This window comes from Paenibacillus sp. BT-177 (genome assembly GCF_025846815.2).
GTDB lineage: Bacteria > Bacillota > Bacilli > Paenibacillales > Paenibacillaceae > Paenibacillus > Paenibacillus polymyxa_C.
Genome location: NZ_JAOYTP010000002.1, coordinates 446755 through 469226, shown reverse-complemented (window position 1 = coordinate 469226; position 22472 = coordinate 446755). Strand labels below are relative to the sequence as shown.

The following is a 22472-nucleotide window of genomic DNA, read 5'->3' as shown; positions in this document are numbered from 1 at the left end:
TAAAGGAGAGGGGACTGCGGAGAGCAGCCCCTTTTTCGGTCTAATATACCATACTGTAACGGGGGGATTTATATATGAGTGTAGTGAGCAAGGAAGTCCAAAATCTGTCTGAGATCACAGATGTAACCGGAGAGTTGACCAAGATCAGCAAAATTCCAGCTAATCCAAAGAACAAAGTAAAACGCTTATTACAGCGTGCAGCCATGATCGTGGTTGGTGCAGCGCTGATGGCAGTGGGATTGGAAATATTCCTGGTTCCTAACGGCGTTATTGACGGAGGCGTTACAGGTATCTCCATTATGGCCTCCAAGATTACTGGTTATCCGCTCGGTATTTTCCTGACCCTGTTGAACCTTCCATTTTTACTTATCGGTTACAAACAAATCGGTAAAACCTTCGCTTTATCCACATTATTCGGCATCGTCGTTATGTCCATCGGAACTGCTTTACTTCACAATGTAAGTGCATTGACTCCTGGGGAACCGCTGCTTGGCGCTATCTTTGGTGGTGTCATTCTCGGCGTTGGGGTGGGTCTTGTGATTCGGTCCGGCGGCTCGCTGGATGGGACAGAGATCGTAGCTATTCTCGTCAGTGAAAAAACTCCTTTTTCGGTCGGTGAGATCGTACTGTTTGTTAATATTTTCATTCTGGGAAGTGCGGGTTTTGTGTTCGGTTGGCCGAATGCCCTGTATTCCATGATTGCTTATTATATTGCTATGAAAATGATTGATATTACGATTGAGGGTCTGGATCAGTCCAAATCGGTCTGGATTATTAGTGATAAATATCGTGATATCGGAGATGCCCTGACGGACCGTCTTGGACGGGGTGTAACTTACCTGGAAGGTGAAGGCGGCTTTACAGGCGAGAGCAAGAAAGTGATTTTTGTCGTCATTACCCGACTGGAGGAAGCGAAGCTCAAAAGCATCGTTGAGGATTGGGACCCGCACGCCTTCATTGCGATTGGTAATATTCACGATGTGAAGGGCGGACGTTTTAAGAAAAAAGGAATACACTAGCGCAAGGGGACAATTTCTCAGCCTATGGCTGCGGGGTTCGTCCCCTTTTTTGTGCTTCAAAGCATGGATCAGGTTGGGTGTGTTTTGGAACGCATATGCTTGAGGAGGTCCTCTACAGGCTGGGGAGGAACCTTGTCGATCAAGTCGCCTATCTGGTTTAACCGTTCCTCAATATTCAGCAAATGGTAATCCAGTGGTGACACATCCTGCCGTACCTCTTCCCAGGTTAGTGGAGTGGAGACCGTAGCGCCGGGACGTGCCCGTGGAGTATAAGGAGCGGCTAAGGTTTTTCCCTGATAATGCTGCAAATAATCAAAATAAATGGCTGTTCCGCGATCCTTCTTTAATCGTTCCAGTGTGAATAGATGCGGGTGTTTTTCCGTTACAAATTGTCCAACCAACAGTCCGATGCTGCGAAGCTCGTCAAAGGTTATGCCTGGACGGATCGGGACGATAATTTGTACACCCGTGGCCCCGGAGGTTTTGGGGACAGAGTCCAACCCAAGCGAAGCTAATACTTCGCCTACAATGGAGGCAGCCTCCATAATGCGTGGCTCGACCTCTCTGGATGGATCAAGATCAATCATCCATTCACAGGGCAGTTGGCTTCCTGCTAGGTGCAGAGAGGGATGAAATTCCAACGCAGCTTGATTACCGAGCCAGAGTAGTTGGGGCAGCTTGCCAAGCACGATATACTCAATGCCATCATGCAGAGCGGTTTCAATGTAGTCTGGCCGAGGATGTGGGGCATTTTTCTGATAAAAAAAGTCCCCATGAATCCCATGTGGCCAACGGATGACAGTCAGTAGACGCTGATGGCAATATTTGAGCAGGAAGGGGGCCAATACCGCAAGCTTGCGAAGATATAGCGCCTTAGTTACACCTGCTTCGGGCCACAGCGGTTTATCCGGGTTTGTGATCGCAATTTCGTGACCTTCAATCGTAATCGTACCTTTAACAGCTCGTCCCATAGTGCTATGCTCCTTTGGCTAACATGCAGTAAGATCATTATTTACAGACAGCTGGCTGCACTTCTAAATCTACATAAGATTTAACATGAACGTGCAGCACAGAATTTATCCATTAAGGGGATTGACAAGATACACTATGTATCATAAATTATAATAAAAATACGATGTGTATCTATTAAAACGTCTTGAGCAGAGGTAGAGGAGGAATGTGCTTGATTGAAAAGCAAGGCGGAAAGCTAGTATTCTTGTTGAGTGTCCCTCGAAGTGGAAGCTCGCTGCTAACCGCCATTTTGCAAAACCATTCCCGTCTGTTTGCCACGCAGGAAATGTGGTTTCTGCTCAGTTTATATGATCTTCCTCAGTCACATGCCCGGCCATATGGAGGAACAGGAATACTCCGGCAATTTTTTAAAGGCATGGTCCCTCCACAGGTATTGGAGCAGGCCTCTCGTTCGTATGCACTTGAAATATATAATGGCCTGCTTCAAGGGACGACCGCTGATATGCTTATCGACAAATCACCGCGTTACTATACAGTGCTTGAATTTTTAGACCGTTTGCTCCCGGCTGCCCGCCGAGTATGGCTTATCCGCAATCCTTTAGCCATCGTGGCCTCGTTTAAAAAGGTTAATCAGCTCCGGGGCGGACACTTTCACCTGCTGAAGGAACTAGGGAGTCCGCATTTTAATATGAAAATGACAGATATTACGGTTGGTTTGTTCCGTTACGCTCATTATTTTGCCACACCTCATCCACTTGCATACCCGCTGATGTATGAACAGCTCGTAGCCAATCCAAGGATGGAGATCGAGAAGCTGTGTCATTTTCTGGGGATCCATTATGAGTCGGGGATGGAAAGGTACGGGAACTTTGCGAATACGCCTCAATCCAGTCTTTTTTATAGCATGGGATCGGGTGATCCGTTTGTCATGGAGCATGAACAGGCGCATCAGAATTCGGTACATAGCTGGCAACATCTGTTGAGTACATTGGAAATTGAACTGTATTGCAGAAGTATTGGAGCTCGCTTGTTTAGGCAGCTTGGTTACGGGGAGGCGCTGGAACAGGCTGAGCAGATGACTGGAGTCCGTTTTGAAGATGATCCGGATGTAGAGCTGTTGAGTCGACGTACACACCAATTCCTCCAACAAAGTGGCTTTGAATGGAAGGCAGCTTATCGGATGCTGGAAGAGCACGATGCAGATAACAGAGGATTCATGACGAATGCAACCCGTCATGCAGCACCTCACAACCCGGCAAGGATGGATATATCACAGGTCGTGAGTGATAGACGAATTCAATCGCTGGAAAACAGACTGGCACATAGCTTTGAAGAGCGGAACCGGCTTATCGAGCAGCTCCAAAGCTATCAGCGCCCTAGCCAAGGTATCGGATCCCGCCTATTTGCACGTAAGCTCGGGCGCTGGGCGTCTGTAGTGTTATCAAGTATCGGAAAAGAAAAAGGGGGGAGAACGTGAGTGCAATTGCCGGAATCTATAGATTTGGGCATGAGTCTGTATATGCTGAAGAAGGCGAGAGAATGATGCAAACTCTGCAAAAATATCCCGCTGACCGCGTGTGCACTTGGTGTGAAGGTTCCATTTTTTTGGGATGTCATGCCCAGCATGTGACCCCCGAATCTGTCCATGAGCGTCTTCCCTTCTATGATGAGCTGAGAGATTTGGCCATTACGGCCGATGCGATCATTGACAATCGTTCTGAGCTGTTTGAACGGCTGGTAGTTGAGCAGGGGCAGCGACAAGGTATCACGGACAGCGAGCTGATTTTGCTGGCATATGACAAATGGGGTGTAGATGCAGCAAGCTATCTGATAGGCGATTTTGCCTTTGTCATTTGGGATGCTAAGAAACATCGGTTATATGGTGCTAGAGATATGACAGGCAATCGTACGTTGTACACCTACCAATATGACGGAGGATTTGCGTTTAGCACGGTAGTCGCTCCGCTATGGGTTCTGTCCTCTCTGCGAAAAGAACTGCATGAACCATGGCTGGCCGAATTCTTATCGATCCGTGCAATGCAGGAATCCGTCGATATCGGAACGACCGCCTACAAGCATATCAATCAGTTGCCTCCTGCACATTGGTTCACCATGGAAGAGGGAAAGCAATTGCTCCGTAAATATGCATGTCTGGATGAGGTAGAGCCGCTGCGGTTCAAAACAGGGGGCGAATACATAGAAGCTTTCCGCGAGGTGTTCTCACAGGCGGTAACTGCCCGATTACGGACGCATCGCGCCGTAGGGGCTGCCCTGAGTGGGGGATTGGATTCTGGAGCGGTTGCCAGCTTTGCCGCACCAGCGCTGCACTTACAACACAAGCCGCTACATGCCTACAGCTATGTACCTGTTCAAGATTTTACAGATTGGACACCGCCTACATTGCTGGCGAACGAACGCAGCTATATACAGTCCACAGCTCGCTATGTGGGCAACATTCATGAAAATTATATGGATTTTGAGGGGAAAAGTCCGTTTTCTGAAATTGATATTTGGCTGGAGTTGATGGAGGCTCCCTACAAATATTTTGAAAACTCCTTTTGGATCAGAGGTTTTTATGAGAAAGCACAGGAACATAATGTCGGTGTTCTGTTGACTGGGGCACGTGGTAATTTTACCGTATCGTGGGGACCTGCAATGGATTATTACGCCCGTCAGTTTCGTCGTTTACATTGGCTGCAATCCTTGCAGGGAGTGTGGCGATACAGCAAGCTTACGGGCAATCGTATGTCTCATCTACTACCTGTGATGTTGAAAAAAGCCACTTCACTTGAAGCCCGTACATGGTTGCGACGCGGCAATCGAAGTCCGATTCCTTCACTGATTCACCCGGAGTTTGCCAAACGGATGAATGTAGAAGATATTCCTGTATTGAGTGGAACGGGTTGGAGGAAAAATGCCGATCAGACCAGAAAAGAGAAGTTTTCAAATTTGGCGATTGCCAACAAAAATGGTGTCATGGCGACCAAGCTTTCACTCCGTTATGGCCTGTGGGAACGTGATCCGACCGGGGACAGCCGTGTCATTCGCTTTTGCTTATCGGTGCCTTTTGAACAATATGTACAAAATGGCCGGGACCGTGCCCTCATTCGTAAAGCTATGCGTGATCATCTCCCTGATGATGTTCGATTGAACCAGCGAGTACGCGGCGTACAGCCTGCGGATTGGCTACATCGTATGCTTCCTTGCTGGGACACGTTTATGGGAGAGCTGCAAGTGATGTGTCATGATTTACGAGCTGCCGAATATCTCAATATGGACTACATTAAGACGGCTATGGCGAAATACCGACATCCCCGTCCAGACCAAGCATCTGATCCGAATATACGACTATTCATGCACAGCCTGATCGTGTACCGTTTTCTCTGTGGTTTGAACTGATTTGGATCTAGCCGATCAGACGGTGTGCCATTCGTGGGAGGGGAGGTGATGAGATGAGTAAAAAAGAATGGCAGGAACCGACGATTGAGGTGCTGGATATTAACCAGACTATGGCGGGTAAAGGCTGGAAACAGATTGATTGGGTGTCAGATCATGATGCCGATCTGTATAATCCGAGCTAACGGATAATTATACATGAGCCGATGTTGGGCTGAGATCCAGACAGCTCACCGATCACGAGCCGTCTTTATTTCTTTCGGGTTAGGTTGGACCGGAAGAAATAAAGACGGAATTTTAAGAACAGGGGAGTGAGTCCTATCGCGCATGACAGGAGTGCCCATATCAGTTGGGTGAAATATACAGCCTTTGGACTCAGGATTGCCAGTGAGCTGACTCTGCCTGAGCTGATCCCAGCAGAACCGGGATTGGTAGAGGATGTGGTCATTCGACAGGTTGATTTGTCAGCATGGAGGGACCAACTGGAGCAGACCAATTTTGTAATGCAGGGTGAACGCTTTATGTTCCTAATACCGGGCACGGCCATTTATGCCATCAGGGGAGGCCAGGAAATCGAGGTAAGTATGTTGCCTGGGGCTGATCCTGACACCGTGCGGCTGTTTGTACTGGGCACATGCATGGGTGTTCTACTGTTGCAAAAACGGATTTTACCTATTCACGGAAGTGCGGTTGCCATCGGAGGTCGGGCCTACGCATTTGTAGGTGAATCCGGCACGGGAAAATCGACGCTGGCTGCTGCCTTTAGACAGGCTGGCTATCAGATGATCAGTGATGACGTGATTGCTATAAACATTACAGCTTCCGCAGCCATCGTATATCCGGCATATCCGCAGCAGAAGCTGGGGCTGGAAAGCTTGCTTCAACTGGAGGCATTACGGGAGAACAGGCATGTACGACAAAGAAAGCATGTTTTTTCCCTAACTGACGGTAATCCTGTAAGGGCACAATACCAAGATTTGCGTAGGATTGCAGGTGAGCTCAATAAATATGCCGTGCCTGCTGTGGACGAATTTTATAACGATCCGCTTCCCCTGGGCGGTGTATTCGAGCTTGTGAGCGATTCTCCCAACCGTGAGTCGATGCGTGAAGGGGAGCCAGTGGTGGTTACGGAACAGCCCTTGAACAAACTGGAGTGCTTGCATACATTACTACAGCATACATATCGTAGGGCGATCATTCCGCGAATGGGTTTGGGTGAATGGTATTTTGATACAGCGGCTCGGATGGCTCGGAAAGTGGAAGGCTGGCGGCTGCTGAGGGACAGCTCCTTCTTTACGGCGTCCGAGGTTGTACAACGTGTACTTGAACTCATTCATAAGGAGGAAAAGAGTTATGGCAGCCATTAATCCAGCTAAGGATCATTATCGCATCACGTATGGTGAAGAGGTCTATGTAAGTGATATGGACGGAGAAAAAGTGATGATGAGTATTCATACGGGAAAGTATTATAATTTGGGCTTCACAGGAGGACGGATCTGGGAATTGGCAGAATTCAGCCCTTCAATTGAAGATATTGTAACTGTCCTGACGAATGAATATGAAGTGGACGAGGAACAGTGCAGACAGCAGGTGCATACCTTTGTAGCTGAATTGGAGCGGGAAGGATTGCTGAGGCTCCTGCGGGAGTTGGACTAACATGCGGATACAACGGCTTCTTCTCTTGTCTCCAGAGGTCAGGAGATTGTTGCCGGAAGCCTGGCTGGAGCTGGGATGCGCGAGATTTCGCCAGCGTCGTTCTTTTGGAGATTACTCAGAGGCTTGGGGAATATGTATGGAAGAAACCTCTTGGCAGTGCGAGGTCGGGCAGGAGAAGTCTATCCGTCACATTTCACAAGCTGTAGATTTCGCCAGCCGTTATACTCCTTGGCGCAGTAGCTGTCTTGTACAAGCCGCTGCCGCTATGACGTTGCTGGTACGCAGAAAACTGGACTGTACACTGTATCTGGGCACAGCCAAAAATGCTGCGGGACAATTGGCAGCACATGCATGGGTACGGAGTGGGCCGATCTATGTTACGGGAGAACGAGAGATGGGAGCGTTTACCGTGGTGGGAATATTCGGGAGACGTGCTGGGACAGCTACAAATACGAGGACAGCGGATAAAGGCAGTTCTCTGTTTTAGTGCGATATAAAAGGAACAAAGAACGTTCAAAGAATCGAAGGAGAAGAATCCATGACCACCAAGTCTATTTTGGAACTTGCGAATTGGAATGAGGATCAAGAATTAACGTTGTTACTCTCTCTACTTCGTAAAGACGTCAATCTATGGCAGAATACGATGACTGCTTCCCAGTTGCAGGAGATCGATTGGTCCCGCTTGCTGCGTCTGACAGAACACCATCGTGTGATACCTACGGTGTATCTCCAGCTGAAAACGTTGAATCACCCGTTCATTCCCGCAGAATTGCTGCGAAACCTTCAGGCGCAATATCATCGAAACACGCTGCGCATGCTCCATCTTCAAGCAGAAGCCGAGCGTCTGACCAGGCTGCTCACAGCTCATGGAATTCGTGTGCTGATGTTGAAGGGTCCTGCTCTGGCGCAGCAATTGTACGGGGATGTTTCCCTACGTACCTCTAAAGACATTGATTTACTTATTGCCCCGGATGACATGGATGAAGCGGAGCACTGGATGAAGGAAGCTGGGTATGCGTCCAAAAGCGGAGAAGTGCGCGTCCTTGGCAGCTGGAAGTGGAAGGATCATCATGCCTCCTTCTTACATCCGCAAAAGAGGGTCGAAGTCGAGTTGCACTGGCGGCTTCACCCGGATGGGGGGCGGGAGCCCTCCTTTGACGAGCTTTGGGACTGTCGGCAAATGGGGAAGGCCCCAGCAGTTCGAGCCAGTCAGATGGCACCAGCGACTTCTGCCGACAGCAGGAATGTGATGACATCCTGCATGTATACGCTTGGCAGCGAGCATCAATTTCTGTATCTCAGCGCACACGGAGCGCGTCACGGCTGGTTCAGGCTGCGCTGGTTGGTTGACATCGACAGGCTTGCGGTACGCGCTGTCGATTGGGGGGTGCTACTGCCGCTAATGCGCCGTTACGGGGGCCTGCCTGCGGGCGGGCAGGCTTGGGCGCTGGCCGCTGCGCTGTTGGGTACGCCGATCCCGGAGCCGATGCGTCCGATATCGGCTACCCGGCAGGCGCACAGGCTTGCGCTGAGCGCGCTGGCCTTTATGCAGGCCAGCGTCCCCGCGCCGTACCCGGTTGCCAATCGGGCGGGTACAGGCAGACTCGTTCGGTCAGAGCTGTTGCCCAGCGTAGCTTTGACCGAGTCGATGAATACCGCCCCTTTGAGTGGCGGTATTTCAGCCAGTGGAGCCGCAGGCGAAGCTGTTCTGTACGCCGTCAGTGACGCTGCTGTAAGCAGCCTTTCCAAGCCTGTAGGTGCTACTCCAGTCGCCCCCAGTCCAGCCATTGCTGGAGCTACAACAACAGCGTTTACCCCTCAGCCGGTTAGTCGCGCTTACTTGCTTTCCTTAAAGGAGCCAAGGCACAGACTATGGTATCTCATCAGCCGTTTGTTTCCTTCTACGAGGGATTCAGTCGTTTTTCCACTGCCTCGCCATCTGCATTTTTTGTATATTCCTTTACGTCCATTTCTTTGGCTGAAGCGGCGATTTACAAAGCACTGACCCGATAAGGAGTGTACATTATGACTCACCTGCGAATATATATGACCAAGCTGTATGCTGTGAACGGCGGGGCATTAATTCTTAATATTGGATGTATGATCATCGTCAGCTTACTGGAAGGTGTCGGCATTTATATGCTTATTCCTATGCTGGCGGCCATCGGTGTATTTGGTGGTCATTCAGAAATGCCATTTCTGTCGGATGGATTTGATTATTTTTTGCCGTACATTCCTAAAAGCTGGCTGTTGCCGGGGATGTTAATGCTTTTCGTAGTGCTGCTTACAGGGCAGGCTTGGCTTCAGCGTTACCAGTCCATTCTCAGCTCGCGGATTCAGCAGCGTTTTATGCGTTGCCTTCGCATAGACGTATACACGTCCTTTATGAAAGCGCAGTGGGCTTTTTATTTGCGTCAGCGTAAATCTGATTTTAGCCACGTGATGACGACCGAGCTGGCGCGTGTCAGTCAGGGAACGAATTTGCTCCTTCAACTGACCACAGCCGTCATGTTTACGCTAATCCAGATTGCGCTGGCTTTTTGGTTGTCCCCTTCTTTAACCGGGCTGGTGTTTTTGAGTGGACTGGTGTTGTTTGTCGTGTTCCGTCGCTCCATCCGAAATGCCAAACAATTAGGTGATCGTACCACTGAACTGTCACAGGTTTATTTTGCCGGAATTACGGATCATATGAACGGGATGAAAGATATTAAAAGCAATCTGCTGGAAGCGGCGAATATCCATTGGTTTCGCTCCCTGACGCAGCGGATGGAGGATAATACGACTCAGTTTGTCCGGCAAAATGCGACCACACAGTTTTTTCATCGCATAGCGGCAGCTGTTTTTGTCGTTAGTGTCCTATTTGTGTCGCTCCAGTGGCTGCATGTTACACCTGAAAAACTGATTGTGCTCATCCTTATATTTTCCCGCTTATGGCCCAGGTTTGCCCTTATTCAAGCGAGCCTGGAGTATATCATGTCTATGATCTCTGCTTTTGAGAGTGTAACCAAAGTGCAACGGGAATGCGAGGCTTTCTCAGATCCTTCTTTAATTGGGCTTACATCCTCTGAGAATCATGTCCCATTCGATTCATCGGTAAATCATTTGTCATCTACATCTGCACGGCAACCCCTATCCTTTCGTAAGGGAATAGAATGCTGCCATTTGGATTATTGCTACGAGGGTGCGGCAGAGCCTGCCCTACGTCATATTAATTTGTTGATACCCGCCCGGGGAATGACTGCCATTGTAGGGAAATCAGGAGCAGGCAAAAGCACAATGGTCGATGTTCTAATGGGTTTTTTACGCCCAACGGGAGGACAGATTAAAATCGATGGTCATGTGCTGGACGACGAATTGCTACCGCTGTGGCGGCAGTCATTTGGCTATGTGTCACAGGACCCATTTCTGTTCCATGCGACCGTCCGTGAAAATTTGAAGCTGGCCGATAAGAATGCTAGTGAACAACAGCTATGGGAGGCGTTACATTTTGCAGCTGCAGACAACTTTGTATCCAGACTGCCAGAAGGGCTGGATACAGTCATTGGTGATCGCGGGATTCGTCTGTCCGGGGGAGAGCGTCAACGGCTGGTATTAGCGCGGGCTATTTTGCATCATCCTCATGTACTCATCCTGGATGAAGCGACAAGTGCACTGGATGGTGAGCACGAGGCTGCAATTCAGGCAGCATTGGAACGGATGAAAGGTCAAATGACGTTGATCGTGATCGCTCACCGACTGTCAACGATCAGACATGCAGATCAAATTGTTGTTCTGGATCAAGGCGAGGTCATACAGCAGGGGAACTACCACCAACTGGTAGAAGAGGAGCGGGGGGCGTTCAGTCAGCTACTTTCGTATCAAAGCACTGTCAGCGCAACCCCTTAGTCATAAGAGAGTCACCCTCCATAAATATACTAAAAATTTTGCAACAAAAAGGCGCTAATATTTTTTATTCTGATCCTTATGTTCCTAAATATAAAGTAATAAGAAAACAAAGCTTTAGTTTGAAGAGTATTGAAATTAATGAGGTCAAATCTTTATCCATTTTGGCATACCAATGTCTAATCCGTAAGCCTCACGGGGATCTTTTCGCACAAGAAATGAAGACGACTTATAAAGACTTGATGATTGATTTTAAAATACGGAAAATGACAAAAAGCTAAATAACAACCCCCCTTTTTAACAAATGGCGTGCATCGATATTAATATCGATGCACGCCTTTATTGATGGTACTGCTCCATACTAACCGCACAGCTGTCATCTTTGTCATCAACATGTCATCATTTTCTTTGTGACATGTTGGCGCTGATCAATACGTTAGCGAGCATTGCATGTCACATGAAATAGTGAAAATTTGTAACTAGCTTAAATGATAGTGAGTGAGTGACAATTGGATTACTGAAGACGACCCAATATGCTTGTATGCAGAAAGAGTCGCACTTCAAAAAAATCCATGAGGTGAATGCCGAATTTTAAATTGATGGTTAAAGGGGATTTTTAGGGAATTTAGAAAAATAATAAGTAAGTATTTCAGGAGGTTTTTATGAAAAAGAAAATGATTATTGCACTTGGTGCTTCTGCTATAATGCTGGCTAATTTTGTAGGAAGTACTTATGCAGATTCGAAAACAGTAGTTCCTGTTACAGCTCCCTACAATACAAATCAAATAGCAGAATGGTTAGAAGCGCATGCAAAGCCTTTAAAAACAACGAATCCAACTGCACCTCTTAATGATTTAAAACCACTTAAGAATATGGTAGGTTCAGCTTCAATTGTAGGTTTAGGTGAAGCTACACATGGGGCTCATGAAGTTTATACAATGAAACACCGCATTGTTAATTATTTAGTATCTGAAAAGGGCTTTACCAACTTAGTTTTAGAAGAGGGATGGGACAGAGCTTTGGAACTTGATCGATATGTTCTTACTGGTAAGGGAAACCCAAGCCAACATCTATCACCTGCATTTAAGACGAAAGAAATGTTACATCTACTTAGTTGGATTCGGCAATATAATGCTAATCCAAAACATAAATCTAAAGTGCGTGTCATTGGGATGGATATTCAATCAGTAAACGAGAATGTTTATAATAATATAGTAGAATATATAAAAAGAAACAATTCAGATCTGGTGCCTAGAGTCGAAAAGAAGATAAGAGGGCTTATTCCTGTAACAAAGGATATGGATACCTTTGGCAGCCTTACGCAAAAAGAAAAAGAAAAGTATATTTCAGATGCTAAACAAATCAGTGCTTTATTAGAACAAAATAAAAGCTATCTAAATGGAAAATCCAGAGAGTTCGCATGGATAAAACAAAATGCCCGTATTATTGTACAATTTACTACAATGTTAGCGTCACCACCTGATAAACCATCCGACCTTTTTTTGAAACATGATATTGCAATGTATGAAAATGCGAAGTGGACTGAAGAACATTTAGGAAAAACCATTGTTTGGGGACATAACGGACACGTTTCGAAAACAAATATGATTCCTTTTATATACCCTAAAGTAGCTGGGCAGCATTTAGCGGAATATTATGGGGAACGGTATGTATCTATTGGAACATCAGTTTACGAAGGGCAATATAATGTCTACAATAATGACGGTAAATTTGGCCCATATGGAACATTAAAATCAGATGATCCCAACAGCTATAACTACATCTTTGGACATGTCAAAAAAGATCAATTTATTATAGATTTACGTAAGACGAACGGAGTGACAAAAACTTGGTTAAACCAACAACATCCAATTTTCGCTGGAATAACTACGGAAGGCCCTAATATACCAAAAACTGTTGATATATCATTAGGTAAATCGTTTGATATACTTGTTCAAATTCAAAAAGTGAGTCCATCTCAACTACATCAATAAATTTGTAATAATGTGGCTCAACGAAGTGTAGTATTGATGGTAGTGTTAAGTGTCAATAGAGTTGATTAAAAATGTCAGTCATGTTATTCCATTAAAGGGGATGTAGGATAGAAACACTTCGCCATCCCCCTAAATGAAAATTTTCTGTCTCTACATTTAGTTATTTCCTTTCCTGTAAAGCTCACGTTTCTTTACGTTTAGCAGGGCTCCTTTTCTTTTTGACTGGAGCAGGAGAGATGGCGTCGCCTGCCACAGCTTGTTGTGCTGTCACGGCTGCTGGTTTACGCGCAGGACGTTTTTTCGCAGCAGGACCAGGATCGGTAACGACAGGCTTCACTGCCTCAATACTGGCTTGAAGGGCAGCCATTAAGTCAACCACATTGGTCTGAGGCTGTGTTGGGGCAATTCGCACCTCTTCACCAGCCACTTTATGCTGGATAAGATCCAGCAGACGCTCGCGATACTGATCCGTATACTTTGCTGCATCAAAAGGGGTAGATAGCTGCTCAATCAGCATTTTTGCCATGGTCAGCTCTTTCTCTTTAACCTCCTCCTGTCCAGGTAAGTTGGGAACTTGAGCAATGGGACGGATTTCGTCCGGATAAAACATGGTCTCCACCGCCAAGCATTCATCCAGCACGCGAATGGCTGCCAGACTACTTTTCGAGCGGATGGAGATTTGGGCAATCCCGATTTTCCCGGTATCCTTCATTGCATTCATGAGTAGCTTATACGCATTCGAGCCAGCCTGATCCGGGGACAAATAATACGTTTTTTGAAAGTAGATCGGATCAATTTCCTGTAAATCCACAAAGTCCAAAATTACGATATTTTTATCGGCTTGTCCGCTAACTTGCTCCAGTTCTTCCTTGTCGAACATGACAAATTTTCCTTTTTCATATTCGTACCCTTTTCCAATTTCCTCCCATTCAACCTCCTTATCACAAACAGGGCATTTCCGTACGTAGCTTAATGGGCTCCCACACTCCTTGTGAATATAACGCATGGAAATGTCCTTGTCCTCAGTTGCTGAGAACATTTTAACTGGCACATGAACCAGCCCGAAGCTGATCGCGCCTTTCCAGACCGTATGCATACCGCCAGTCCTCCTTTTTTTAATCCGCATATTTCATATTTCGATTCCGGGCACCCGGGCTGTGAGCATTTCATTTTTCACTTAGTATGCTTCGTACAAAGGATTGTATGAGGTGCAAATGAAGGCTGCGAATTGCTTTCACTTGCGCATGGTTTCGGTTTTTTTGGTGAATGTTAAGCCATATCCGATTCAAAAGGAGGTATACAACTGATGCCTAGAAAACCCTATCCTCAGCAGATCAGTCATCGTGTGGGGCAAAGTCACATTGCCTTTCGAGGGCCTGCTGGAGGCGAACAGGATGCATTGCCGCCCGAGTTTGCTCTTTCACATGGAACGCCGCCGCCTTTTCCCGTAGCTGTTGCTCATGTGGATATGGAGGCTGTAGTATCAACATCGCCTTCTCATAGCTTTCCTTCATTGGATGTGGAACGGATTATAGACGAAGACTAGGTGACCTATATTTTGATTTTTGCACAAAAAAAAAAGTAGGAGGAGAACAGCATGAACGTGGAACGAGCAAAAGCCATTTATGATTCATCCGAAACGTTTGCCGTCCAATTGGATGGCAAACCGATTTGGATTGAGCATGTAGATGAAGCGAATGGTATGGCAACGGTACAGATCGGCAGCAGACCAGGCGATACACAAACCGTTCGTGTAGATCGATTGGAAGAACAATAGAAGAGAGGCTCCAACCTAAAAAGGCTCGCAATTGCTCAATGAGCAATTAGCGAACCTTATTTTATATAATGAATGCGATTGTGAAGACAAGTTAAACGCCAGACAAGTTAATTTGAAGGTGGAACTGGTTTTTTACACTGCAATGGTCTTCAAATGTGGAGAAACCATCAACTCAGCCTCTGTCGCCATTTGAACATCTTCCACCGACAAACCTGGAGCAATTTCCTTGAGCATCAGCCCTTTACCCGGAATAACATCAATGACACCTTTTTCGGTTACAATGGTCTTTACCACATTTACAGCGGTTAGGGGCAGCTTGCATTGTTTCAGTATTTTCGGCGCCCCATTTTTGTTCACATGCTCCATGGCTACAATCACTCTCTTGGCTCCAACCACCAAATCCATGGCCCCACCCATGCCTGGCACCTTTTTTCCGGGGATCATCCAGTTTGCAAGGTTGCCTTTTTCATCGACCTCCAGGGCACCCAAAACGGTGACGTCCACATGCCCTCCACGTATGATGGAAAATGAAAGCGCACTGTCAATAAAGCAGGCTCCTTTCACGGTTGTAACGTAGTTTCCGCCTGAATCGATACAATCGAGTCTTTCTTTTCCCGGAGCTGCTTTGGGGCCAACACCGACGATTCCGTTCTCCGCCTGCAGCATAATATTAACGTTTTCGGGGATGTAGTCCACCGCCATTGTAGGCAATCCAATACCAAGATTAACCACTTCACCATCTTTGAATTCTTGGGCTATTCTTCTAATAATCAATTCTCTATTATTCATTATCTCCACCCACCTTTACAATCGCGTCGACAAATATTCCGGGAACGTTGATATGATTGGGGTCGATTTCCCCCGCTTTTACGTATTCGTCTGTCTGAGCAACTACATACTCGGCTGCGGTAGCCATCACCATATTGAAGTTACGTGAAGTGCCGTTGATGACAAGGTTCCCCGCTTCATCAGCTTTATGGGCTCTGATGAGCGCCACATCGGCTTTGAGCGGTAGTTCGAGCAGATATTCTCTTTCGTCAATTTTGATTTTCTGTTTTCCTTCCTCTACAATGGTGCCTACACCTACAGGGGTTAAAAATCCACCCAAACCGGCTCCGCCTGCGCGTATTTTTTCAGCGAGCGTCCCTTGTGGGAAGAGTTGAACCTCTGCTTCTTTTGTCATCAAGAGCCTTCCTGTTTCCGGATTGGAGCCAATATAGGATGCAAAAATCCGCTTGACTCTGCCACTTTTTACAAGTCTATAAATAGATAATTCCGTTGTGCCTGTGTCATTGGAAATAATCGTAAGATTATCAGCGGAATTTGTATCGACAAGCGCACGCACCAGTTCTTCCGGAATGCCTCCTTGCAGAAAACCTCCGACCATCACCGTATCTCCGTCTTTGATTTTCTTAACTGCTTCTTCAGCGGAGTTTACTTTTTTATTCATGGTTCCGTCTCCTTATCTATTTTTAGGAAAGCAAACTTTATTGGAGATAATCGTATAGGACTCTTCCATATGGAAGCGTTAAATCGGCAATAAAATGTTTTCCGCCAACATAAGTTTTAACCGGCAAATCTGCCACAGGAGCATTGACATGGGGGATCAAGCTTAATCTGGCAGGCCCTGACCAGGCTCCTTTTACAGTAATATTTTCAAGATTATATGCCACTAGCTGAGCAATTTTAGGAGTGCCGTCTACATCAGGAATTAATTTTAAATTAACTTGCGTTTTTGCGATGGCTTTAGCCGTTTCCTTTTCATCAAGCACGTTATATTTGAAAGGGGTGGTTCCCATAGCTACCAGGACGTTATTGTAATGCAATGTACCCGTCAGCGTCTCTGTATCCTCAACGACCAGGCGAGGCTTCGCCCATTTTTTCGGAAATCCCCAGATTTCACGTCCCCCCAGAATAGCAGGTGCATTATCCAAATACATTTGGGCAACAAAATTACACGGTTCTCCCTGAAAAGTACACGGAATGACAATACCGCTTTCCTCATAGCTTCCCAAACCGGATGAATCGGGCATTTTGATCCATTCATAGGAGACCGTATTACTTCCATCTGGCTGAAGTGGTTCCGGGACCGCCTGTCTTATCGCAGCGGGATCGGATTCATAGGTAATAATGAAGAATTCCCGGTTGATGAAGCGGCATGGCGGGCGTCCATAACTGCCGCTGGCCGCAGGCATGGATTGGAGTGAAAGTACATCTTTTTGATTCATAGCGATCTCCCTTCCTTTTTAAGAGGTATTTCAACAATCATTGAAAACGAACTTTAAATGAGTGCATTTTCAACCAGCATGGCTATTCCCATTCCCGTTCCGATGCATAACGAGACTACGCCGTAACGTGAAGATCTGCGCACCATTTCATGAACTAACGTAACCAATACCCTAGCACCGCTTGCACCAACAGGATGACCGATTGCGATCGCGCCGCCATTGACATTGACCTTTTCCGGACTGACTCCCAGCTCTTTTTGCACCGCTAGTGCTTGTGCAGCGAACGCTTCATTAATTTCAAAGAGATCAATGTCATCAATCGACATTCCCTGTTTCTTAAGCAGTGACGAAATGGCTTTTACCGGTCCCATTCCCATATATGCAGGGTCAACACCAACAAGCGAGTAGCCTTTGATATATGCCAACGGCTTTAACGCATGTTCCTTACATTTATCTTCCGACACGACTAACATAGCCGCCGCACCATCATTGATTCCCGAAGCATTTCCGGCAGTAACCGTTCCGTTCTCTTTAAACGCAGGTTTCAAGTTTGAAAGTTTTTCTTTCGTCGTATTTCCTCTTATGTGTTCGTCTTCTGTGAAATAAGTAGTTTCTTTTTTGTTTTTGATCATGACCGGAACAATTTGCTCTTCAAAAAACTTGTTGTTTTTTGCATCGAAAGCCTTGATCTGGCTTTCATAGGCGAATGAATCTTGCTCCAGTCTTGAGATTCCATATTTTTCGGCAACATTTTCGGCGGTAATTCCCATATGGTAATGGTTGATCGGGCATGTTAGGCCGTCAGCCACCAGGGAGTCTACCAATTCACCGTTGCCAAGCTTGTAGCCGTTTCTTGCATTTTTTAGCAGATAAGGGGCGTTCGACATGCTCTCCATGCCTCCAGCCAAGACGATGTTTCCTTGCTCCGCCAATATTGAATCGTAAGCTAACGCGACGGCATGAAGTCCTGAACCGCAAACCGTGTTTATCGTTGATTCGGGTACATCAATGGGGATACCCGCTTTTAGTGCCGCCTGTCTGGCAGGATTTTGACCATTGCCCGCTTGAAGAACATTTCCCATAAAAATTTGATCAATCAAAGAAGGCTCCAATTCACTTTGCTGCAGGCATGCTGTCATCACGGTTGCTCCCAATTCAGGAGCGCTTAGAGGCGCAAGGGTTTTGTTAAAAGAACCGACCGCTGTTCTCAACGGGCTTACTATAGCTACTTTTTTCATAAAAACTCACATTCCTTTCGCTGTGTTCGAGACACAATACATCCATGACTGCACTTCAATTCATACTTTCCGGTCCTAACCTACGAAACGTAGAAACTGCAAGATACATTTACATGCGGGCATATCATGGTGCCTAAGACAGTGAGTATAATGGTCCGATCGCCTTCTTTCGTTGCTGGAAATTAAAACCAGAATTATCATAGTTCTAATACAGATTTTGCTCAATGTTCAAATCTTTACATATATCCAAATACAGATGTTTATAGAGCCATATCGTCCACAATAAGTAGGTCATTCTAATATTTTCTGTTAATTTCTTGATTTTTCTGAAAATAGTGATCAAAAATTGAATTTTATGTTAAATGCGAAATTACAAATCAATCTGTGAAAAAAATTTCTTGGTATATTTCATTTAGCTCAACGCAGGGGAAAAACTTCCTCTATATGTAAATTCGCAACTGACTAAAAGCAAAGCAGGTTGCCAATCCAAATGAATACATTCGGAATTCGGATAAACATCAATCCATATATGCCTGGGCCATCTATAGCAATGACGTTATAACGTCAGTGTTGTTTATTTGCTCGCGTGAACAAAAAAAGAAGCCGACCTGCTTGAAAGCAATCGGCTTGGAACGTAAAAAATTCACTTCTACATTTCACGAAAAATGTACATCTGCCGTTGTGAGCAAACGTGCAAAACGATTACCTAGCACGGCATTGTGATGAGCTACGATTTGTTCTCCGCTCAGTACCTTGCTATCAAATGTACTATGCGCATCCGATACGAGCACGTTGTTCTGGTATCCCAGACTATAGGCGCTTCGGCAAGTCGTGTCGAGACAAAATTCAGTCTGCATCCCAGCAATAATCAGCTGTTCCGCCCCCAATTCCTGGAGCACATCACGCAATTCAGTTTGGTAGAAGCTGTCCCAGGATGATTTACGGACAATTCGTTCATGAGGAAGAGGACGCACCACGTCGGCGATGGCCCAGCCTACACTGTTTTCCCGGAAATCCTCATCCGCTTCATCGGTATGCTGCACGAAAATTACTGGTGTGCCGGTAGCTCTGGCTTCGGTCAAAAGCTGCTGTAAATGCGCTACAACTTCCTGCTCACGATACAGCTTCTCATCATACATAAACATTGCCTGCTGAACATCAATCAAGAGTAAAACGGTTTGTCCCATCAGTTTGATTCCCTCCCTGTGTGTAACACTTAACTTACAATAGCATGTCTTCATGCCTTGCGGCGACATAAGGTGAACTATATAATAAAGAACAAGTTGGAACGGTCCGATTCGGACGAAAGGTGATTAAAAGATATGACAATTTCGCAGGAACAGTTTGTATTCCGTTCTGTCTCAGAGGCACAGACTGGGACATTAGCAGGCTTTTTGGCAGCCCAAGCGGTTCCCGGAACCGTGATTGTGCTGGATGGAGATCTGGGAGCGGGCAAGACTGCTTTTTCCAAGGCTTTTGCCAGCCATTTAGGTGTACCGGGTATCGTAAATAGTCCAACCTTTACTCTCATTAAGGAGTACGAGGGCCGATTGCCTTTGTATCATATGGATGTATACCGGATTTCCCAAGACGAGGCGGAGGATCTTGGACTGGACGAATATTTTTATGGGACAGGAGTATGTCTGGTGGAATGGGGTAGTATTATACCGGATATGTTGCCGGATCAGCGGCTTCACATGTATATAGAAACAACGGATGTAGGGGAGCGCTTGATTCACCTGACCGGGTACGGCGAGCCTTATGAACAATGGTGCCGCATTTTGCGGGAGAATGGAGTTTGAACCATGCAAAGAGAGCATACAGATGTAAATGAAAAGCCGCGTGAGCGGTTTTTGACGTTAGATACAGCGACGACCGTAATGGCGGCCGCCCTAATGAACGGAAAAGAGCTGCTGGGAGAAAGTAACGTTTTTGGCGAACGCAATCACTCGGTGCATGTCATTACCGAGCTGGAACGGCTCTTGAGCGAAGCAGGACTGACACGCGATGATGTGGACGGTCTTGCAGTAGGGGTTGGACCGGGATCTTACACCGGTATCCGAATCGCGGTGACCGCAGCCAAAACACTAGCTTGGGCCTGGGGCGTTCCGGTGACATCCATTTCCACTTTGCACGCTTTGGCGTGGGGTGGTTGGAACCGTGGTATCGAGCTGAAGGGGCAAGAAGGTAAACATGAGTCTGTGAATAACGACTTGCCCGGGGCGCAGGCAGCAGATTGGATTGTACCTGTGCTGGATGCGCGCCGCGGTCAGGTGTACACGGGGCTGTTCGCCGCAAATACAGTTAAAGACATCGGTAGCCCGCAGCGGTTAGAGCCGGATGCCATCCGGTTGATGACTGCGTGGACCGATGATTTGCTGCAACGTTTGGAGGTTTTGCCTGCCGAGGAGCGTCCTGCGGTGATTTGGCTCGTCGGTGAAACGGCGGTTCACGCCGAAACAGCCGAGCGCTTGCGTGCATGGAGCGAGCTTCGTATCGTGCCTTATGAGCTGGAAGGAAAATGGGTTGGCCGCCTTGGGGCGGATAAGCTGCTTCGTCAGGAACATGACGAGCTACATACGCTGGTTCCGAATTATACCCAGCTGGCGGAGGCGGAAGCCAATCTGCTTCGTCAGCGCTGAAGAGGCGGTGAGCAACATGGCAAAGAACATACAGCGGGAAGAGAAACTTGAGTTTCGCTTAATGCAACTGGATGACATCCCCGATGTGCTGGAGATTGAGCATGAAGCGTTCACGCTGCCGTGGACGGAGGAAGCCTTCCGCAATGAGCTGACAATGAATCATTTTGCTAAATATATGATTATGGAGCTTAATGGACGAGCCATTGGTTACGCAGGCATGTGGACGATTATGGATGAGGCTCATATTACGAATATTGCGGTTCGTGAGGCTTATCGTGGACGCAAGCTTGGAGACAAGCTGTTGGATGAGCTAATGCAGACCGCATCTTATTTAGGGATGGAGCGTATGACCCTAGAGGTACGGGTAACGAACCGGATCGCTCAGGGCTTGTATGAGAAAAAGGGCTTTAAGCCCGCAGGTGTGCGCAAGGGCTATTATTCGGATAATAACGAGGATGCCGTGATCATGTGGGCGGATCTTCCCGCACACGGGGCATCCGGTGAACAGGAAGGAAGCGTGCAGGAGCAATGACGCAAGCGGAAAAAGCAGGTACAGGCTCTGCCTCTGGCGAGCCTTGCTATATACTGGCAGTGGAAACGAGTTGTGATGAAACGGCAGTTTCTGTCGTGAAAAATGGCACAGAGGTGCTTTCGAATCTGATTTCCAGTCAGATTGAAACACACAAAGCCTTTGGCGGTGTTGTGCCAGAGGTAGCATCACGCAAGCATGTGGAAAGCATTACCTATATGCTGGACGAGGCTATGCAAACATCGGGAATCAGCCCCCGCGAGATTTCAGCGGTTGCCGTGACACAAGGACCAGGACTGGTTGGCGCATTGCTGGTTGGTATTGTCGCCGCCAAGAGCGCTGCTATGGCGTTCGGCAAACCGCTAATCGGAACGCATCATATTGCGGGACATATTTATGCGAATCAGTTGGAGCATGATATTGTATATCCGTGCATTGCTCTCGTGGTGTCAGGAGGGCATACCGAGCTGGTGCTGATGGAATCCGAAGGGCAATTTCAGCTTATTGGTCGTACGAGGGATGATGCGGTTGGAGAAGCCTACGACAAAGTAGCGCGAGCCATCGGATTTCCGTATCCCGGCGGTCCGCATGTGGATCGTGTAGCCCATGAATCGGAGGAAGTGGTTACTTTGCCGCGTGCATGGCTGGAGCCGGATTCTTATGATTTTAGCTTTAGCGGCTTGAAATCGGCGGTGCTGAATGTAATTAACCAGACGAAAATGCGCGGAGAAACCGTTCATGCGGGAGCGATTGCAAGAGGCTTTCAAGAGTCGGTCGTAGAGGTGCTGGTAGAAAAAGCGATTCGCGCTATGCGTGAATATGGTGCGAAGCAGCTGCTGCTTTGCGGCGGAGTTGCTGCCAATCGTGGACTACGTACAGCATTGCGGGAACGCTGTGAGCGTGAAGGCATCGAACTGCTAGTACCATCCATGAAATACTGTACAGATAATGCAGCGATGATCGGTGCCGCGGCATACGCCAAGTGGAAACGCGGAGAATTCACCTCATTGGACATGAAAGCTGATCCAGGGCTGTCTCTGGAAGAGTGGTCTGTTCAAACTTAATTGAACGAATAGGAAGGACACGACACATCTTTGGGGTCGTGTCTTTTCTGTTTCGCGCTATACATATATATAAAT

At 47.0% G+C, this 22472-nt stretch carries 23 protein-coding genes; 16 read left to right on the top strand and 7 right to left on the bottom strand.

Annotation, left to right across the window (positions count from 1 at the left end):
• Positions 1–74: 74 nt before the first annotated feature.
• Positions 75–1019: a YitT family protein gene (locus OIU26_RS08490; RefSeq protein WP_013369852.1), complete on the top strand. Its 945-nt coding sequence runs from the start codon at positions 75–77 to the stop codon at positions 1017–1019.
• 68 nt (positions 1020–1087) lie between these two features.
• Here the strand turns inward: OIU26_RS08490 and ligD are convergent, their stop codons facing one another.
• Positions 1088–1990 carry a non-homologous end-joining DNA ligase gene (gene ligD / locus OIU26_RS08485; protein ID WP_013369853.1) on the bottom strand — a complete coding sequence of 301 codons (903 nt, stop codon included), beginning with the start codon at positions 1988–1990 and terminating at the stop codon, positions 1088–1090.
• Between the two features lie 206 nt (positions 1991–2196).
• Here ligD and OIU26_RS08480 point away from each other — a divergent pair, with 206 nt between their 5' ends.
• From OIU26_RS08480 to OIU26_RS08440, 9 genes are all read left to right on the top strand, one after another.
• On the top strand, positions 2197–3468 hold the full coding sequence (locus OIU26_RS08480; protein WP_264216538.1) for a sulfotransferase family protein: 1272 nt from the start codon (positions 2197–2199) through the stop codon (positions 3466–3468).
• Complete coding sequence (locus tag OIU26_RS08475; RefSeq protein WP_264216537.1) at positions 3465–5390, top strand: asparagine synthase-related protein; 1926 nt, start codon at positions 3465–3467, stop codon at positions 5388–5390. Before OIU26_RS08480 ends, OIU26_RS08475 begins: the two co-directional genes overlap by 4 nt.
• A gap of 53 nt (positions 5391–5443) precedes the next feature.
• On the top strand, positions 5444–5572 hold the full coding sequence (locus tag OIU26_RS08470) for a paeninodin family lasso peptide (protein WP_013369856.1): 129 nt from the start codon (positions 5444–5446) through the stop codon (positions 5570–5572).
• Positions 5573–5698: 126 nt separating this feature from the next.
• Positions 5699–6754 (top strand): serine kinase, encoded by a 1056-nt coding sequence (locus OIU26_RS08465; RefSeq protein ID WP_264216536.1) that lies wholly within the window; start codon positions 5699–5701, stop codon positions 6752–6754.
• Positions 6741–7043 carry a lasso peptide biosynthesis PqqD family chaperone gene (locus OIU26_RS08460; RefSeq protein WP_017426480.1) on the top strand — a complete coding sequence of 101 codons (303 nt, stop codon included), beginning with the start codon at positions 6741–6743 and terminating at the stop codon, positions 7041–7043. Before OIU26_RS08465 ends, OIU26_RS08460 begins: the two co-directional genes overlap by 14 nt.
• Position 7044: 1 nt before the next feature.
• Positions 7045–7530 carry a lasso peptide biosynthesis B2 protein gene (locus tag OIU26_RS08455; RefSeq protein ID WP_264216535.1) on the top strand — a complete coding sequence of 162 codons (486 nt, stop codon included), beginning with the start codon at positions 7045–7047 and terminating at the stop codon, positions 7528–7530.
• Positions 7531–7581: 51 nt separating this feature from the next.
• The gene (locus tag OIU26_RS08450) at positions 7582–9048 is read left to right on the top strand and encodes a nucleotidyltransferase domain-containing protein (protein WP_264216534.1); all 1467 of its coding nucleotides are present in this window, start codon (positions 7582–7584) and stop codon (positions 9046–9048) included.
• A 20-nt stretch (positions 9049–9068) separates the two neighbouring features.
• Positions 9069–10928: an ABC transporter ATP-binding protein gene (locus OIU26_RS08445; RefSeq protein ID WP_264216533.1), complete on the top strand. Its 1860-nt coding sequence runs from the start codon at positions 9069–9071 to the stop codon at positions 10926–10928.
• Positions 10929–11587: 659 nt separating this feature from the next.
• Positions 11588–12919 (top strand): erythromycin esterase family protein, encoded by a 1332-nt coding sequence (locus tag OIU26_RS08440; RefSeq protein WP_264216532.1) that lies wholly within the window; start codon positions 11588–11590, stop codon positions 12917–12919.
• Positions 12920–13100: 181 nt separating this feature from the next.
• Here the strand turns inward: OIU26_RS08440 and OIU26_RS08435 are convergent, their stop codons facing one another.
• On the bottom strand, positions 13101–14015 hold the full coding sequence (locus OIU26_RS08435; protein ID WP_019686435.1) for a Ku protein: 915 nt from the start codon (positions 14013–14015) through the stop codon (positions 13101–13103).
• Between the two features lie 210 nt (positions 14016–14225).
• On the opposite strand from OIU26_RS08435, the gene OIU26_RS08430 reads away from it, so the two are divergent.
• Positions 14226–14465: a hypothetical protein gene (locus tag OIU26_RS08430; RefSeq protein ID WP_013369863.1), complete on the top strand. Its 240-nt coding sequence runs from the start codon at positions 14226–14228 to the stop codon at positions 14463–14465.
• A 51-nt stretch (positions 14466–14516) separates the two neighbouring features.
• Positions 14517–14696 (top strand): H-type small acid-soluble spore protein, encoded by a 180-nt coding sequence (locus tag OIU26_RS08425; RefSeq protein ID WP_264216531.1) that lies wholly within the window; start codon positions 14517–14519, stop codon positions 14694–14696.
• Between the two features lie 132 nt (positions 14697–14828).
• On the opposite strand, the gene OIU26_RS08420 is transcribed toward OIU26_RS08425, so the two are convergent.
• From OIU26_RS08420 to OIU26_RS08400, 5 genes are all read right to left on the bottom strand, one after another.
• A complete protein-coding gene (locus tag OIU26_RS08420) occupies positions 14829–15485 on the bottom strand; it encodes a 3-oxoacid CoA-transferase subunit B (protein ID WP_013369865.1) in 657 nt (218 codons plus the stop codon).
• A complete protein-coding gene (locus OIU26_RS08415; RefSeq protein WP_264216530.1) occupies positions 15478–16146 on the bottom strand; it encodes a CoA transferase subunit A in 669 nt (222 codons plus the stop codon). The genes OIU26_RS08420 and OIU26_RS08415 overlap by 8 nt, the downstream gene beginning before the upstream one ends.
• A gap of 37 nt (positions 16147–16183) precedes the next feature.
• Positions 16184–16924, bottom strand: coding sequence for an acetoacetate decarboxylase (locus tag OIU26_RS08410; protein WP_013369867.1), 741 nt, complete (start codon positions 16922–16924; stop codon positions 16184–16186).
• A 53-nt stretch (positions 16925–16977) separates the two neighbouring features.
• Positions 16978–18162: an acetyl-CoA C-acetyltransferase gene (locus OIU26_RS08405; protein ID WP_264216529.1), complete on the bottom strand. Its 1185-nt coding sequence runs from the start codon at positions 18160–18162 to the stop codon at positions 16978–16980.
• Positions 18163–18818: 656 nt separating this feature from the next.
• Positions 18819–19349 carry a cysteine hydrolase family protein gene (locus OIU26_RS08400; protein ID WP_264216528.1) on the bottom strand — a complete coding sequence of 177 codons (531 nt, stop codon included), beginning with the start codon at positions 19347–19349 and terminating at the stop codon, positions 18819–18821.
• 135 nt (positions 19350–19484) lie between these two features.
• On the opposite strand from OIU26_RS08400, the gene tsaE reads away from it, so the two are divergent.
• From tsaE to tsaD, 4 genes are read left to right on the top strand one after another with little or no spacing between them, the layout of a single operon-like run.
• Positions 19485–19964, top strand: coding sequence for a tRNA (adenosine(37)-N6)-threonylcarbamoyltransferase complex ATPase subunit type 1 TsaE (tsaE, locus tag OIU26_RS08395; protein WP_013369870.1), 480 nt, complete (start codon positions 19485–19487; stop codon positions 19962–19964).
• A 3-nt stretch (positions 19965–19967) separates the two neighbouring features.
• Positions 19968–20804, top strand: coding sequence for a tRNA (adenosine(37)-N6)-threonylcarbamoyltransferase complex dimerization subunit type 1 TsaB (tsaB, locus tag OIU26_RS08390; RefSeq protein WP_264216527.1), 837 nt, complete (start codon positions 19968–19970; stop codon positions 20802–20804).
• Positions 20805–20820: 16 nt separating this feature from the next.
• The gene (gene rimI / locus OIU26_RS08385) at positions 20821–21336 is read left to right on the top strand and encodes a ribosomal protein S18-alanine N-acetyltransferase (RefSeq protein WP_013369872.1); all 516 of its coding nucleotides are present in this window, start codon (positions 20821–20823) and stop codon (positions 21334–21336) included.
• Positions 21333–22397, top strand: coding sequence for a tRNA (adenosine(37)-N6)-threonylcarbamoyltransferase complex transferase subunit TsaD (gene tsaD, locus OIU26_RS08380; RefSeq protein ID WP_264216526.1), 1065 nt, complete (start codon positions 21333–21335; stop codon positions 22395–22397). Before rimI ends, tsaD begins: the two co-directional genes overlap by 4 nt.
• Positions 22398–22472: the final 75 nt, after the last annotated feature.